This window comes from Frateuria hangzhouensis (assembly GCF_026410505.1).
Lineage (GTDB): Bacteria > Pseudomonadota > Gammaproteobacteria > Xanthomonadales > Rhodanobacteraceae > Frateuria_A > Frateuria_A hangzhouensis.
Genome location: NZ_JAPMIU010000006.1, coordinates 59165 through 73775, shown reverse-complemented (window position 1 = coordinate 73775; position 14611 = coordinate 59165). Strand labels below are relative to the sequence as shown.

The following is a 14611-nucleotide window of genomic DNA, read 5'->3' as shown; positions in this document are numbered from 1 at the left end:
GCGGTGAGCGATAACCCCAGCCATCGCCAGGTGAGGTATACCGGGATCGAATGACGACTGCTGGCAACCACTAGCCGCACGACGAGTAGGGTGGCTTCAGCCCACCATCAACCTTGCCGGCGGGATCGGTGGTGGGCTGAAGCCCACCCTACGCCGGGCGTTGCGGTGAGCGATCACCCCAGTCATCGCCAGATGAGGTACACCAGCGGCGCGCACACCAGCAGGAACGGGATCGACACCCGATGCAACGCGCGCAAGCCGTGCGGCTGGCGTGCCAGCCGCAGCGCGATCAGGTTGGCCAGCGAGCCGATCGCCAGCCCGAAACCACCCACGTTGACCGCCACCGCCAACGCGATGGGATCGCTCGCCCGCTCCAGCAGCAACACCGTCGCCGGCACGTTGCTGATCAACTGCGAAGCCGCGATGCCGGCCAGGTAAAGCGTGAGCGGCTGGCTGAAGTCCAGCCGATCCAGTGCCGCGCGCACTTGCGGCAACTCGGCCAGGTGGCCCAGCCCCAGGAAGATCGCGGCAAAAGTCAGCAACAGCAGCCAGTCCACCCGCGCCAGGCTGCGCGGCGAGGCCAGCGCGAATATCACGAGCAAGACGCCCGCGCCGAACGCGGCGTGACCGTACTCCATCAGCAACACCATCGCGAGCAACGCCGCCAGCGAGAAAGTCGCCAGGCCGCCGGCCACCGCGCCGTGGTCCAGCGCTTCCGTCGCCAGCGTCACCCGGTCGCGCGGCAGCCATGCCCAGGCCAGCGCGGCCACCAGCGCGAACATCACCGCGGCGGCTGGCAGCATCGCCCAGGCGAAGCCCAGGAACGACAGCTGCCCGTGCTGCCATAACAGCAGGTTCTGCGGATTGCCGATCGGGCTCAGCGTCGAGCCTGCGTTCACCGCCAACGCTTCCAGCACCACCATGCGCAGCACCGGCAGGTTGGACACGCTGCCGATCGCCACCGTCAGCGGCACCAGCACGAACAGGCTGACATCGTTGGTCAGCACCATCGAGAGCACCGCGGCGGCGGCCACCAGCAGCAATCCGAGCGTACGCAGCGAATGCGTGCGCGCCGCCAGCATCGCGGCGGCGTGCTGCACCAGCGCGCTGTCGCGAATGCCCTGGATCGCGATCAGCAGGCCGGCCAATCCCGCCAGCGTCGGTCCCTGCAACCAGCGTCCCCAGGCAGCTGCGGGTTGCGGGTCGGCGAGCGCCAGCACCGCCGCCAGCAGGGCGAAAGCGAGCAGCAGCCACTCCGCCCGGAGCCATGCCAGCCAGCGGCGTGCGGTCATCGGTAGTGGTGCGGCCGGGCTACCATTCGTGCAGGCCTTCGACTTCGTACAACCGTTGCCAGCTCGGCCGCGCACGCACCCGCTCGGCCAGCCGCGCGAGCGCGGCCCACTCGGTGGCCGGGCGCGGCATGTTGCGCGACCAGCGCATCAGCATGGTCAGCAACAGATCGGCGCCGGAGAACCGCTCGCCCAGCAGATAGGGCCCATGAGTGGCCAGTTGCGCGTCGAGCAGCTCCCACACGCCTTCGATCCTGCGTTGCACCGCCTCGCGCACGGCCGGCGTGTCGCCCACGTCCTGCGGATAGAACCAGAGCCGGAAGGCGGACATCAGCGTGTTGCTGAGATAGACCACCCACTGGTACCAGGCGGCGCGTTCCGGCGTGCCCGGCGGTGGCGCCAGCGAGGCCTCCGGGTGCCGCTCGGCCAGCAGTATCAGCAGCGCGGCCGATTCGGCCAATGGCTGGCCATCCACCACCAGCGTGGGCACGACGCCGCGCGGGTTGAGCTTCAGGTACTCAGGGTCGCGTTGCGCGCCGGCATCGAGATCGACCCGCTTGAGCTCATGCGGCGCGCCGGTCTCGAGCAAGGCCAGGTGCACCACCATGCTGGCGGCGCCGGGGGCGTAGTAAAGCGTATACATCGGCCGTTCTCCGTGGGTGATTCCCGAGATCACGCTTGCGGCGGCTCGTCGCGCTTGCGGCAGCGCGCGTTGCGGCCCTGCAAGGCGATGCCGAGCGCAATGCCGATTGCCATGCCGAGGCCGACACCCATCGGTATGTCGTGCATGACCACGCCGAGCCCACCACCGATGGCCACGCCCAGCGCGATGCCCACGCCCATGCCGGGGCGTGACTTGCGGGTCGGTTCGCGTTCGTCGCTCATGGCGTGCTCCGGGGTGGCAGTCTGTCGAGTCTGGGCCAGCCTCACCCCTCCCGCAACAATCGCATCGGCGAGGTGCGGGTGACCTTGCGGGTGCCCGCCAGGCCCAGCAACATGATCACGACGGCGGCCAGCAGCGCCCCGCCCAGCAATGGCCCCAGCGGTGGCACGAAGTCGTCCAGGCGGAACACCCCGCGTGCCAGCCACCAACCGGCGCCAAAAGCCCCCAGCGCGGCGGTAAGGCCGGCGATCAGGCCGAGCAGCGCGAACTCGCACGCCGCTGCCAGCCGCAGTTGACCGCGGCGCGCGCCCAGGGTGCGCAGCAGGGCCGCCTCATGCCGGCGCTCGGCGGCGCTGGTGGCGAGCGCCGCGGCCAGCACCAGCGCCCCGGCCAGCAGGCTGAAGCCGAGCACCCAGCGCACCGCGCCGCCGACCTGATCGACGATCTCGCGCACGCGATCGAGCAGCGCATCCACGTCAACCAGGCTCAGGTTGCCGTAGTCGCGCGAGACCTCCGCCAATGCCTGCGCGTGGCCGTGCGGCAGGTAGAAGCTGGCCAGCCAGGTGTGCGGCAGCGACCCCGCGTGGGCGGGATCCAGCAACAGGAAGAAATTGACCCGGAACGAACTCCAGTCGACCTCCCGCACGCTGGCCACGGTGGCTTCCAGCGAGCCTTCGCCGACGTCGAAGCGCATGCGGTCGCCGATCTTCAGGCCAAACATGTCGCGCCACGAGGTGTCCACCGAGACTTCCGCGCGGGCCGGCGTGGCGCCCGCCCAATGGCCGGCGACCACCTTGTTCGACGGCGGCAGCGTGCCGGTCCAGGACAGCCGCAACTGCCGGTCGGCCCATCTGGCCGCGCCCGGGTCGGCGAAGTGCAACTGGTCGACCGGCGTACCGTTGATCGCGGTGAGCTTGCCCACCGCCAGCGGCAGCATGTTCAGTTGCTGCGCGCCCAGTTTTTCGAGCCGATCGGTGAAATCCGTCCGCTGGTCATCCTGCAGGTTGAGCACGAACCAGTTGGGGGTATCCGGCGGCAGTTCGCGACGCCAACCTTCCAGCAGCGCCGGCGCGACCACCGCGAGCAGCAGCAGTGCGACCAGCCCCAGGCTGAGCGCGGTGGCCTGTACCGTGCTCAAGGTCCGCCGGCGTGCCAGCGCGGCCAGGCCCAGCCGCAACGCCGGGTGCGCGCCGGGCGCAATGCGCCGGGCGAACCACAGCAGCAGCAGCGCGAGCAGCGCGGCCAGCACCGCCACCACGGACAGGCTCACCGCGAGAATGATCGCCAATTTGGCCGAACCGCTCTGGTTCCATAGCAGCGCCACCGCGACCAGCGCCGGCACCAGGTAGAGCACGTCCACCCGGCGCACGCGGCGGGCCATGCTGGCGCGGAAAACGGCCACTGGCGGCACCTCGGCCAGACGCGCCAGCGGCGGCAACGCGAAGCCGGCGAGCACGGCCAACCCCATGGCCGCGGCACCCAGCGCCGGCAGCAGGGGCAGCGCGGTCGGCACGTGCACGAAGGCCGCACCGGCCAGCTGCCAGGCGCCTTCGGCCAGGCCCCAGGCAACCAGCACCCCGAGCAGCAGGGTCGGCAGCGCGAGCGCGCCCAGGGTCGCCAGCAGCAAGCCGAATACGCGGGTGCGCGCGGTGCCCAGCGCGCGCAACAGGGCAATCTCCGGCGTCTTGCGCCGCGCGTAGCGTTGCGCGGCCAGGGCGATCGCCACGCCGGCGAGCAGTGCCGACAGCAGCGCGGTCAGGCGCAGGAACGAGCCGGCCCGGTCGAACGCGTTGCGCATGCGTTGCTGGGTCTTGGCGGGCGTGATGAGCTCGGCGCCCTGCGGCAGCGCCTGTGCCTTCGCCCAGGCGAGCCAGTCGCGTACTGCCGCGGGGGCGCCGGCAACCAGCAGGCGATGACGTGCGCGGCTGCCCACGCCGAGCAGTCCGGCGCGCTGCGCATCGGCCAGGTTCATCAACGCGCGCGGCGCCATCGCCACCAGCTGGCCGCCGTCGGGCTGGCTGACGAGTTCCGCGGCAACGGCCAGGTCCAGGCCGCCCAGCTGCACGTGGTCGCCCACGGCCAGGCCCAGCGCGACCATCGCGCGGTGGTCCAGATACATCGTGCCGGGGGCTGGGCCGTGGCCCGCAGAGGTGACGCCGTGCGCGGCCAGTTCCAGTGCGCCACGCAAGGGCCAGGCGGCATCGGTCGCATCGACGTCCAGCAATTGCCCGCGCTCGCCGGCGAAGGCCACGCTGGGAAAGCCGGCGCTGCGCGTTACCGTCAGGTCGCGCTGGCGGGCTTCGTCGAGGTAGGGCTGGGGCAACGCCTGTGGCGCGGACACGCCGGCGTCGCCGCCGATCAGCTCGGCCGCGCTGGCGACCAGCCCGCCTTCGACGCGGCTGGCGAGCGTGGCCACCACGCCCAGCGCCACCACGGCCAGCAGCAGGGAGGCGGCGAGCGTGCGCAGTTCGGGCAGGTGCCATTCGCGGCGCAGGGTGCGCAGGGCAAGGCGGAGCAGCTTCATGCGACGACTCCGATGCCGTAACGCCCCTCCCCCTGCTTGCAGGGGGAGGTTGGGAGGGGGTTGCTCTTTCGGCGAGTCCAGAGCGCCCCTCCCCAACCCTCCCCTGCGCGCAGGGGAGGGAGCGCGCTGCGGCAAATTTGCAACATCTCTTCCGAGCACCTCATGTGATCGCAGCCGGCGCGGCGATGCGGCCTTCCATCAGCTCGACGCCGCGCGCGCAGCGGGCGGCGAGGGTGGCGTCGTGGGTGACCAGCACCAGCGTGGTGCGATGGTCGCGGTTGAGCGCGAACAGCAAGTCGGCGACGTGGCGGCCGGTGCGCTGGTCAAGGTTGCCGGTCGGCTCGTCAGCAAACAGCACGCGCGGACCATGCACGAAGGCGCGTGCGATCGCCACGCGCTGCTGCTCGCCGCCGGAAAGCTGTGCCGGATAGTGTCGCCGGCGCGTGTCCAGGCCGACCGCGGTGAGCGCCTCGCGCGCCCGCGCGCGCGCGTCGTCGCGGCCCTCCAGCTCCAGCGGCAGCATCACGTTCTCCTCGGCGGTGAGCGCGGGCAGCAGGTGGAAGGACTGGAACACGAAGCCGACCAGCTGCCGGCGCAGGTCGGCGCGGGCTTCCTCGTCGATGGCTTCCAGCGCATGGCCGTCGAGGCGCACGGAGCCGGTAGTGGGCGTATCCAGCCCGGCCAGCAGGCCGAGCAGGGTGGTCTTGCCCGAACCGGAGGCGCCGACGATGGCAAAGCTTTCGCCCGCATGTACCGCGAGAGTCACGTCAGCGAGGATGTCCAGCGTTCCCTCGGGACCGCGGACCGTCTTGCTAACATCGCGGGCCTCCAGAAGAGGTAAGGAAGATTCGCTCATGCATCGACTCCTCGGTTTGCTGGCCGTGCTGTGGATCGGATGGGGCGGCGCCGCGCAGGCGGCCGTGCCCGAGGCCACTCCCGCGAAAACCGTTCTGGTGCTGGGTGATTCGCTCTCCGCCGCACACAACATCGCCGCAAACGAGGGCTGGGTGCACCTGCTGAAAGTACGCCTTGGCAACATGGTGCCGCCCTGGCAGGTGGTCAATGCCAGCATCAGCGGCGAAACCACGCTGAGCGGGCGGCATCACCTGCCTACCTTGCTGGAAACCTACAAGCCGGCCGTGCTGGTGCTGGAACTGGGCGCCAACGACGGCCTGCGCGGGCTGCCGCTGGACGCGATGGAAGCCAATCTCGCGGCGATGGTCGACATGGCACAAAAGGCGCACGCCAAGGTGCTGCTGCTGGGCATCGAGCTGCCGGTGAACTACGGCCCGCGCTACCGCGACGGCCTGCGCGCCGTATACGCCGACCTCGCGCGCAGCAAACACACCGCGCTGGTGCCGTTCCTGCTCGAAGGCGTGGCGCTGGATCCGACGCGAATGCAGGATGACGGCATGCATCCCACGGCCGCGGGCGAGCCGGCGGTGTTTGCCACCGTGTGGGCGAAACTGGCGCCGTTGCTCGATTGAAGCGGCTTACGCGGGCGCAGCGGACTGGGCACCAGAGCACGTTCTGAATCGCGCCTTAAAAAATTCACGTTGCTGTCACCCCGGGGATCGTTAGCTCTTCACATTTGTGAACACACGCAACGGAGGGACCATGAGCTTGCGAGACGAACAGTCCGGCTTGATCCTGCTGGTCGAGGACAATCGGCAAATTGCTGAAATGGTGGGGGAATTCCTGGAGCGCCGGGGATACTCGGTGGATTACGCCGCCGACGGCGTCAGCGGTCTGCACCTGGCCGTATCAAACAGCTACGACGTGCTCGTGCTGGACCTGATGCTGCCTGGCATGGACGGTCTGGACGTCTGTCGCAAGCTGCGCAAGGACGCCAAGAAGTCCACCCCGGTGTTGATGCTGACCGCGCGCGACACGCTCGAGGACAAGCTGATCGGCCTGGAGGCCGGCGCCGACGATTACCTGGTCAAGCCTTTCGAGGTCCGCGAACTGGAGGCGCGACTGCGCGCGCTGATCCGCCGCGATCGCCGCCAGGTGTCCTCCGAGGTGCTCACCGTCGGCGACATGACGCTGGACACCGCCACGCTGCGGCTGACCCGCGGCGGGCAGGAACTGACCGTTTCGCCGATCGGCCTGAAGCTGCTCGCCATCCTGATGCGCGAATCGCCCCGCGTGGTCAGCCGGCGCGACATCGAACGGGAAATCTGGGGCGATACCTTGCCCGACTCCGACACCCTGCGCTCGCACCTGTACAACCTGCGTCGGGTGATCGACAAGCCGTTCGAACGTCCGTTGCTGCATACGATCCATTCGGCCGGCTACCGCCTTGCCGACCTGGAAACGGAAGTAGCGACGGCCACTGCCTGATCGAGCGGGGGTGGACATCGCTACAACAGGCATGGACAGGGGTCTGACACAGGAGCAGGGCGAAGCGCGGAGACGGGCAGGTGGGTTCCATCGCCGGCTTGCGCTGATCTTTGGCTTGCAGCTGCTCGGCGTGATCATCGGCGTCTTGCTGGGGCTGTTCGACGTGGCGCCACCGGTCGCGGTCGTGGTGCTGCTTGCCATCATCAGCATCCTGGCCTGGCTGGCGGCCCGTCGCGAATGGCGGTCGGTCGGCAGGCTCGCGCGCGTGGTCGATGCGTGGGACGAGCAGCCCGACCTGGACGCATTGGCGCCCACACAGCTGTCCGGCCAGACCGATGCCGACGTCGTGTCGCTGGCGCGCGGCCTGCATGGCTTCGCCACGCGCATCGCCAGCTACAACCTGCGCGAGCGCAACTTCACCCGCGATGCCAGCCACGAGCTGCGTAGCCCGCTGACCGTCATCAAGATGTCGGCAGACATGCTTTCGGACGAGTCGGACCTGAGCAAGTTCGGCGTGCGTTCGGTCAAGCGCATCCAGCGCGCCACGCGCGAAATGGAGGCGCTGATCGAGGCGTTGCTGATCCTGGCGCGCGAATCGGACGTGGGCGCCGGCGAGGAGGAGTTCGTCGTCAACGACGTGCTGCAGCGGGGCATGGGCGACCTGGAACAAATGCTCGAAGGCCGCGCGGTGGACCTGAAGCTCGAGGAACCGGCCCGTTTCTCCCTGCGCGCCTCGCCGCGGGTGTTCATGGTGTTGTGCTGGCAACTGGTGCGCAACGCCAGCCAGCAGGCCGACCACGGCACCATCCTGATCACCGTGCTGCCCGGCGCGGTGGCGGTTTCCAACCGCGTGGACGAGGAGCCCGCGATCGACCGCCACGGCTTCGAACTGGCCATCGCCCAGCGCATCAGCGAGCGCTTCCACTGGCCGCTGGAACTGCAGACCCGCGACGGCTGCGAACACATCGCCAGCATCCGCTTTCCGGAAACCCTGCCCGCCTGAGGCCCCGTCGCGATGCCCCCTGTGGGAGCGCGCCCTGTGCGCGACCGCCAAGCCGCACGGTCGCGCACAGGGTGCGCTCCTACAGGGGTGCCCGAGCCGCCACTCAGCCCTTCAATGCCACCTCAAACCCACAACCGGTCCTGGCCTTGACGTCATCCAGCGTCACGCCGTCGTGGAGTTCGACCAGCGTCAGCCCTTTGCCCTTGGCGACCTCGAACACGCACAGGTCGGTAATGATCAGGTCCACCACTTCCTTGCCGGTCAGCGGCAGGTCGCACTGGGACTTGATCTTGGGCGAGCCGTCCTTCGCGGTGTGCTCCATCAGCACCACCACGCGCTTGACACCGCTGACCAGGTCCATCGCGCCGCCCGGGCCCTTAACCATCTTGCCCGGCACCATCCAGTTGGCCAGGTCGCCGGTGGCCGACACTTCCAGGCCGCCCAGGATCGACAGGTCGATGTGGCCCCCGCGGATCATCGCGAACGAATCGGCGCTGGAGAAGAACGCCGAGCCGGGCAGGGTGGTGATGGTCTGCTTGCCGGCGTTGATCAGGTCAGGATCGATCTGGTCCTCGCTCGGGAACGGGCCGATGCCGAGCAGACCGTTCTCCGACTGCAGGATCACGTCCATGCCCTCGGGAATGTAGTTGGCCACCAGTGTCGGGATGCCGATGCCGAGGTTCACGTAGAAGCCGTCGCGCAACTCCTTCGCCGCACGCCGGGCCATCGCCGAACGGGTCGGATTTTCCTTGCCGGTGTTGGCGCCTGCGATGGTGCGGAACTCGATGCGCTTCTCGTACTTGGCACCCTGCACGATGCGGTCGACGTAAATGCCCGGCACGTGGATGTTGTTCGGATCGAGCTCGCCCACCTCGACCAGGTGCTCGACCTCCGCCACGCAGGTCTTGCCGCAGGTGGCGATCATCGGGTTGAAGTTGCGCGCCGTCTCGCGGAACACCAGATTGCCGAGGCGGTCGCCCTTCCACGCCTTGACGATGGAAACGTCGGCGTGGATCGCTTCCTCCAGCACGTATTCCTTGCCGTCGAAGCTCTTGGTTTCCTTGCCCTCGGCCAGCTTGGTGCCGAACGCGGTGCGCGTGTAGAAGCCGGGGATGCCCGCGCCGCCGGCGCGCAGCTTCTCCGCCAGCGTGCCCTGGGGGGTCAGGTGCAGTTCCAGCTCGCCCGACAGCACCTGGCGCTCGAACTCCTTGTTCTCGCCCACGTAGGAGGCATACACGCGCTTGACCTGATGGGTCTTGAGCAGCGGGCCCATGCCGAAATCGTCCACGCCGGCGTTGTTGCCAACGATGGTCAGGCCCTTGGTGCCGGCCTCCAGCAGCGCGCCGATCAGGTTCTCGGGAATGCCGCACAAGCCGAAACCGCCGGCGGCGATCGTCATGTCGTCGAACAGCAACCCATCGAGAGCCGCCTTCGCGCTTGCAAACACCTTGTCCATCGCAGTGCCTTCCAGGTGGAGAATCAGCTGCCAAGGATACGACGGAACCCACCTCGGCCGCGTCGTACGAAGGTCGCAAGCCCGCCGAACCTGCCTCTCCCCCTTGCTTGCAGGGGGAGGCTGGAAGGGGGTGCTTGTCCGGAGCGAAAGAGTACCCCTCTCCTGCAAGCAGGGGAGGGAGCAGATGGCCGGCGACCTTGGGACACCCGGAATCCTCTCCAGCCCAGACATCGGATCGCTTGACGGCTCTGTTTACGCGTGTAAACATCATGAACAATTACAAACGTAAACGGAGCGGTTCATGCCGGTCAGCGAAGCCGAATCCACCATCATGGACGTCCTCTGGCGCCAGGCCCCGCGCAGCGCCGAGGAGATCCTCGCCGAAGTCGGCCCCCGCCAGGGCTGGCAGGAAGGCACCGTCAAATCGCTGCTCAACCGGCTGCTCAAGAAGAAGGCGATCAAGGCCGAACGCGATGGCCGCCGCTATCTCTACACCCCCTTGCTGAGCCGCGAGAAATACGTCTCGCAGGAGAGCAAGGGCCTGCTCGATCGTCTGTTCGGCGGTCGCGTTGCGCCGCTGGTGGCGCACTTCTCCGAGCAGCGCAAGTTGTCGAAGAAGGACATTGCCGAACTGCGCCGGCTGCTGCAGGAGCTGGAAGATGAGCGCTGACTGGACCGGCCCGGCCTGGCTATTGGTGCTGGCCTGCACCGGGGCACTCGCCTGCGTGGCGCTGGTGCGGCGTCCATGCCGGCGGTGGTTCGGCGCAGAGAGCGCTTTTGTCCTGTGGGGGTTGCCACCCTTGGCGATGGTCGCCAGTCTGCTGCCGCACGCGCCGGCTGCCAGCGGCGGGGCCTTGTCCGGCATGGCCTGGGTGGTGGTGTCGGCCGCCGATGCCTGGCCGCGCGCGCAAGGGGCGCCCATCCCATGGCAGGACGCGCTGGCGTGGGCCTGGTGGCTGGGCGCGGCCACGAGCCTGGCGCGCGCCGCGGTGGCGCAAGGGCGCTTTCGCCGGCGCTTGCTCGATGCCGTCCCGTACGCCGGCAGCAACCTGCCGTGGCCCGTGCTGCGTGCCACGACGGCGGATACGGGGCCGGCGCTGGTCGGCGCCTGGCACCCCCGCATCGTGGTGCCGGCGGATTTCGCGGCTCGTTATTCGAACGACGAACAGGCGTTGATCCTCGCGCACGAAGCCATGCATGCGCGCCGTCGCGATGGCTGGTGGAGCCTGTTGGCGCAACTGATCGCCTCGCTGTTCTGGTTTCACCCGCTGGCGTGGTGGGCGCTGGGCGCCTTGCGCCGCGACCAGGAGCTGGCCTGCGATGCCGCCGTACTGCGGGAGCACGGCGACTGCCGCCGTCGCTACGCCCGCGCCATGTTGAAAACCCCCGCCGCCATGCACGCGCTGCCGGTGGGATGCAGTTGGTCTTCCCGCCACCCACTCACGGAGCGCATCGCCATGTTGAAGTTGCCTTTGCCCGGGTCCGCCCGCCGCCTCGCCGGAGCGTTCGCCAGCTTCGCGTTTGCGCTCGCCATGGGCGGCGTCGCCTACGCCGCCACCGCGCCGGGGGCTTCCACGATGCAGCATCCGTCCATTGCCGGGCGCGAGTACCAGCTCGACATGCAGCTGTCGGTAACCCGCGATGATGCGCAGGCCGATCACGCGCAACGGACAAAGGTCGCGCTCTGCATGGCTCCGGGCGAGACGGCCACGGTCAGCACGCATGACCAGCGTATCGACGCGATCACGCGGCCGGCAAACGAGGGCCGGCTGGACATCGACCTGGTGCTGCATGGATCCGCCGGTGCCGCGCCGGCCCACCTCCGGCTGCAGGGCCGCGTTGGCCAGCCGCTCGCCGCGTCCGGCGAGCTGCCCGCGAGTGCCAGCCGCTACCTGCTGGAAGTGACGCCACGCCAGGGCTGCCCGGCACGGGCCACGGCCGCCGCGATTGCGGCCCGGCCGGTCACGGCGAAGATGCAAGGTGTCGCGGCACGCAAGGCGGCCTCGATGATCGCCGCGCAGGCCGGTTTTGTCCTGGTCAATCCAGAGGTGCTGGACGAGCGCGAGGTGACACTGCACTTCGACCAGGTGTCGGCCGCCTCGGCCATGCAACTGGTTGCCGACGCCGATGGTGCGCAAGCGATTTTCGACGGGGCCCGCGTACATTTCGAGCCCAAGCCACCAGAGACTGCGCGTTAGGAAACCGCTCCTGCCCCAGATCGCAAGGGGGGAGGCTGGGGTGAAGCCAAACAGCATCCGCGCCGAGATTGGAGAGCCGCTCGGCCCGCCCGGCTCCGGATATCCCTGTAGGAGCCCACGTTTGCGCGGTCGTGTCCGCCGCGCCCACGCACCCGTCCCCATCGGCCGTCTCCGGCGTGGCGTAGAAGTGCCCGGCCAGCGCCGCGATGGCGGTCAGGGAAGGGCGATCGGCATCTCCGCGGCTCCCGCGAGTGGCTACAATGGACCCGAGCATGGCCGGTGGCCCCCAGCGGCCGCATGCCGGTAGGACCATCCAACCGTTCCTGGAGCCCCGATGTCCATTTCGTTGATCGCCGCACTGGATGAGAACTTCGCCATCGGCCGCAAGGGGCAACTGCCCTGGCACCTGCCGGACGACCTGCGCTGGTTCAAGCAGCTCACGCTCGGCAAGTACGTGCTGATGGGCTACAACACCGCCGTGGCGATCGGCCGGGCGCTGCCGGACCGGCACAACCTGGTGCTGTCGCGCCGCCACGAGGCGCCATTCCCGGGCCAGATCGCGGTGCGATCGCTGGAGGAAGCGCAGGCGCGCGCCGGCGGTACCGGGTTGATGGTGATCGGCGGCGGCCAGGTGTACGCGGCGGCATTGCCGCATGCGCGACGTATGTACCTGACCTGGGTCAGCGCCGCCGTCGAGGGCGCCGACACCTTCTTCCCCGGCGTGCACCTGCGCGACTGGACCGAGGTCGCGCGTACCCACCACAAGGCCGACGACGAGCACGAATACAGCTTCGACATGGTCGAGTACGTTCGCGAATCTTGATCCCTTGACCACCGCCGCCATGCACGTGGTGGCCGGCGTGCTGCTCGACCCTGCCGGCCGCCTGCTGCTCGCCCAGCGGCCGCCGGGCAAGCACCTGGCCGGCCTGTGGGAGTTTCCCGGCGGCAAGCTGGAAGCCGGCGAATCGCCCGTGGCGGGGTTGCTGCGCGAGCTGTCGGAGGAGCTCGATATCCGGATCGATCCCGCCAGCGCCGTGCCATTGATCCAGGTGCCCTGGAATTACGGCGAACGTGCGTTGTTGCTCGACACGTGGGTGGTCGGCCGCTGGCAGGGGACGCCGCGGTCCGCGGAAGGCCAGGGCCTGCGATGGATCCTGCCAGCGGATATCGCACCGGACGAGCTGGCGCCCGCGGATCGGGTGATCCTGCAGGAAATAGAAGGGGCCTTGTAGATACTGTCTTGTTCCCCCGCCACCGCATGCGTGTCAGCGCGCGCTCAGCAGACCGCCTGTAGGAGCGCCCTTGGGCGCGACCGCCACCCCTACGCTCGCCACGACTCCACTACGCTACCGCCCGGCCGCCAGCGCCAGATAACGCCGATGCAGCCCCTGCACATGCGCATCCAGCGCCGCTTCGCTGCTGCTGTTGTCGATGATGTCGTCCGCCAGCGCCAACCGCTCGGCACGGCTGGCCTGTTGCGCCAGCATGCGTTCGGCGAGGGTGCGGTCGATGCCGTCGCGGGCGATCAGGCGCTCGAGCTGCACCGCTTCGGGCACGTCCACCAACAGGATGCGATCCAGCCAGCGGTAATGGGCGATGTTCTCGGCCAGCAGCGGCACCGCCAGCAGGCAGTAAGGCGCGGTTTCGGTCAGCGCCCGCTGGTGCAGCCATTCGCGCACGCGAGGATGGATGATCGCCTCGAGCCGGAGTTTGGCCGCGGCATCGGCGAACACCCGCCGGCGCATCGCGGCGCGGTCCAGGCGACCTTGCGCATCGAGCACGTCGGTGTCGAAGCCGGCGACGATCGCGGCCAGCCCCTCGCTGCCGGGCTCCACCACCATACGCGCGGCCACGTCCGCATCGTGCACCGGTACGCCCAACGCTTCGAAACGGCGGGCGACCGCCGTCTTGCCGGCCGCGATGCCGCCGGTGAGGCCCACCACATAGGCGTGCCGCGCGCTCATCGCAGCCCGGTCAGCTGCATGTAGGCCTGCAGCAGCGGTTCGCCGGCGATGAACCAGATCCACCCCGCCATCGCGATGAACGGCCCGAACGGCATCGGCACCTCGCGGCCGTGTTTGCGCAACACGATCAACAGCCCGCCAAGGATCGCCCCCACCAGCGAGGACAGCAGCACCACCGGCAACAGCGCGCCCGGCCCCATCCACGCGCCCAGCGCGGCGAGCAGCTTGAAATCGCCGTAGCCCATGCCCTCCTTGCCGGTGAGCAGCTTGAACAGCCAGTACACGCTCCACAGGCTGAGATAGCCCAGCGCCGCGCCGAGGATCGCCGTCGCCGGCAGCACGAACATCGGCAGCAGCGACAGCAGCAGCCCAAGCCACAGGAGCGGGAAGGTGAGCTGGTCGGGCAACAACTGCGTGCGAAAGTCGATGCCCGCCAGCGCGATCAGCATCCAGGTGAACACCAGCCCCGCCAGCGCCACCCAACCGGGCCCGAACTTCCACACCACCAGCACGCTCAGCACGCCCGAAAGCAGCTCCACCAGCGGGTACTGGATGGAGATCGGCTCGCGGCAATAGCGGCATCGCCCACGCAGCAGCAGCCAGCCGAACAGCGGAATGTTGTCGCCCGCCGACAGCGGGTGCTTGCAGTGCGGGCAGTGCGAGGATTCGCGCACGATCCCCGGCGGCAGCGGCTCGTCGGCCGCCTCCAGCGCCAGCTCTTCCTGCGCCTCGCGCCGCCACTGCGCCGCCAGCCGCGCCGGTAGCCGCAGGATCACCACATTGAGGAAGCTGCCCACCAGCAGGCCGAGTACACCGGCGAAGACGAGGCAGAGCCAGAGCGGAAGGTCGATCATGCGTAATCCTTGAAGCCCTGCAAAGGCAATTGAGATGCCGTTTTTGCGAGAAGCACAAAAAAGGCCCCCCTCCCGGCGGGGAGAGGGGCCTTGTCCG

15 protein-coding genes are annotated in these 14611 nt (G+C 68.9%); 7 read left to right on the top strand and 8 right to left on the bottom strand.

Going from position 1 to position 14611, the window contains the following annotated elements; genetic code table 11:
* Window positions 1-182: 182 nt before the first annotated feature.
* The 5 genes from OSC30_RS08295 to OSC30_RS08275 form a co-directional block, all read right to left on the bottom strand.
* Window positions 183-1292, bottom strand: a complete 1110-nt coding sequence (locus OSC30_RS08295) for an SLC13 family permease (protein ID WP_267171380.1) — start codon at window positions 1290-1292, stop codon at window positions 183-185.
* Window positions 1293-1311: 19 nt separating this feature from the next.
* Window positions 1312-1932: a glutathione S-transferase family protein gene (locus OSC30_RS08290; protein ID WP_267171379.1), complete on the bottom strand. Its 621-nt coding sequence runs from the start codon at window positions 1930-1932 to the stop codon at window positions 1312-1314.
* 29 nt (window positions 1933-1961) lie between these two features.
* Entirely contained in the window at window positions 1962-2174 is a 213-nt protein-coding gene (locus OSC30_RS08285) for a glycine zipper domain-containing protein (protein WP_267171378.1), read from the bottom strand.
* A gap of 41 nt (window positions 2175-2215) precedes the next feature.
* A complete protein-coding gene (locus tag OSC30_RS08280; RefSeq protein ID WP_267171377.1) occupies window positions 2216-4696 on the bottom strand; it encodes an ABC transporter permease in 2481 nt (826 codons plus the stop codon).
* Between the two features lie 160 nt (window positions 4697-4856).
* The gene (locus OSC30_RS08275) at window positions 4857-5552 is read right to left on the bottom strand and encodes an ABC transporter ATP-binding protein (RefSeq protein WP_267171376.1); all 696 of its coding nucleotides are present in this window, start codon (window positions 5550-5552) and stop codon (window positions 4857-4859) included.
* On the opposite strand from OSC30_RS08275, the gene OSC30_RS08270 reads away from it, so the two are divergent.
* From OSC30_RS08270 to OSC30_RS08260, 3 genes are all read left to right on the top strand, one after another.
* Window positions 5551-6183, top strand: a complete 633-nt coding sequence (locus OSC30_RS08270) for an arylesterase (RefSeq protein ID WP_267171375.1) — start codon at window positions 5551-5553, stop codon at window positions 6181-6183. The genes OSC30_RS08275 and OSC30_RS08270 overlap by 2 nt on opposite strands.
* 130 nt (window positions 6184-6313) lie before the next feature.
* Window positions 6314-7039: a response regulator transcription factor gene (locus OSC30_RS08265; RefSeq protein WP_267171374.1), complete on the top strand. Its 726-nt coding sequence runs from the start codon at window positions 6314-6316 to the stop codon at window positions 7037-7039.
* A 115-nt stretch (window positions 7040-7154) separates the two neighbouring features.
* On the top strand, window positions 7155-8042 hold the full coding sequence (locus tag OSC30_RS08260; RefSeq protein ID WP_323374205.1) for a sensor histidine kinase: 888 nt from the start codon (window positions 7155-7157) through the stop codon (window positions 8040-8042).
* Window positions 8043-8145: 103 nt separating this feature from the next.
* On the opposite strand, the gene OSC30_RS16885 is transcribed toward OSC30_RS08260, so the two are convergent.
* Window positions 8146-9498, bottom strand: a complete 1353-nt coding sequence (locus tag OSC30_RS16885) for a 3-oxoacid CoA-transferase subunit B (protein ID WP_323374204.1) — start codon at window positions 9496-9498, stop codon at window positions 8146-8148.
* A gap of 301 nt (window positions 9499-9799) precedes the next feature.
* On the opposite strand from OSC30_RS16885, the gene OSC30_RS08245 reads away from it, so the two are divergent.
* The 4 genes from OSC30_RS08245 to OSC30_RS08230 all read left to right on the top strand — a co-directional run bounded on the left by OSC30_RS08245 (window position 9800) and on the right by OSC30_RS08230 (window position 12928).
* Window positions 9800-10168 (top strand): BlaI/MecI/CopY family transcriptional regulator, encoded by a 369-nt coding sequence (locus OSC30_RS08245; protein WP_267171372.1) that lies wholly within the window; start codon window positions 9800-9802, stop codon window positions 10166-10168.
* Window positions 10158-11696, top strand: coding sequence for a M56 family metallopeptidase (locus OSC30_RS08240; RefSeq protein WP_267171371.1), 1539 nt, complete (start codon window positions 10158-10160; stop codon window positions 11694-11696). Before OSC30_RS08245 ends, OSC30_RS08240 begins: the two co-directional genes overlap by 11 nt.
* Before the next feature lie 334 nt (window positions 11697-12030).
* Window positions 12031-12519, top strand: a complete 489-nt coding sequence (locus OSC30_RS08235; protein ID WP_267171370.1) for a dihydrofolate reductase — start codon at window positions 12031-12033, stop codon at window positions 12517-12519.
* Window positions 12520-12523: 4 nt separating this feature from the next.
* Entirely contained in the window at window positions 12524-12928 is a 405-nt protein-coding gene (locus tag OSC30_RS08230; protein ID WP_267171369.1) for a (deoxy)nucleoside triphosphate pyrophosphohydrolase, read from the top strand.
* A gap of 114 nt (window positions 12929-13042) precedes the next feature.
* Here the strand turns inward: OSC30_RS08230 and coaE are convergent, their stop codons facing one another.
* Window positions 13043-13660 carry a dephospho-CoA kinase gene (coaE, locus tag OSC30_RS08225; protein WP_267171368.1) on the bottom strand — a complete coding sequence of 206 codons (618 nt, stop codon included), beginning with the start codon at window positions 13658-13660 and terminating at the stop codon, window positions 13043-13045.
* Window positions 13657-14514, bottom strand: coding sequence for a prepilin peptidase (locus tag OSC30_RS08220; protein ID WP_267171367.1), 858 nt, complete (start codon window positions 14512-14514; stop codon window positions 13657-13659). The genes coaE and OSC30_RS08220 overlap by 4 nt, the downstream gene beginning before the upstream one ends.
* Window positions 14515-14611: the final 97 nt, after the last annotated feature.

Coding starts and splice junctions, on each gene's coding strand:
- OSC30_RS08295 (WP_267171380.1), bottom strand. CDS start 1,292: ATGACCGCACGCCGCTGGCTGGCATGGCTCCGGGCGGAGTGGCTGCTG.
- OSC30_RS08290 (WP_267171379.1), bottom strand. CDS start 1,932: ATGTATACGCTTTACTACGCCCCCGGCGCCGCCAGCATGGTGGTGCAC.
- OSC30_RS08285 (WP_267171378.1), bottom strand. CDS start 2,174: ATGAGCGACGAACGCGAACCGACCCGCAAGTCACGCCCCGGCATGGGC.
- OSC30_RS08280 (WP_267171377.1), bottom strand. CDS start 4,696: ATGAAGCTGCTCCGCCTTGCCCTGCGCACCCTGCGCCGCGAATGGCAC.
- OSC30_RS08270 (WP_267171375.1), top strand. CDS start 5,551: ATGCATCGACTCCTCGGTTTGCTGGCCGTGCTGTGGATCGGATGGGGC.
- OSC30_RS08275 (WP_267171376.1), bottom strand. CDS start 5,552: ATGAGCGAATCTTCCTTACCTCTTCTGGAGGCCCGCGATGTTAGCAAG.
- OSC30_RS08265 (WP_267171374.1), top strand. CDS start 6,314: ATGAGCTTGCGAGACGAACAGTCCGGCTTGATCCTGCTGGTCGAGGAC.
- OSC30_RS16885 (WP_323374204.1), bottom strand. CDS start 9,498: ATGGACAAGGTGTTTGCAAGCGCGAAGGCGGCTCTCGATGGGTTGCTG.
- OSC30_RS08245 (WP_267171372.1), top strand. CDS start 9,800: ATGCCGGTCAGCGAAGCCGAATCCACCATCATGGACGTCCTCTGGCGC.
- OSC30_RS08240 (WP_267171371.1), top strand. CDS start 10,158: ATGAGCGCTGACTGGACCGGCCCGGCCTGGCTATTGGTGCTGGCCTGC.
- OSC30_RS08235 (WP_267171370.1), top strand. CDS start 12,031: ATGTCCATTTCGTTGATCGCCGCACTGGATGAGAACTTCGCCATCGGC.
- coaE (WP_267171368.1), bottom strand. CDS start 13,660: ATGAGCGCGCGGCACGCCTATGTGGTGGGCCTCACCGGCGGCATCGCG.
- OSC30_RS08220 (WP_267171367.1), bottom strand. CDS start 14,514: ATGATCGACCTTCCGCTCTGGCTCTGCCTCGTCTTCGCCGGTGTACTC.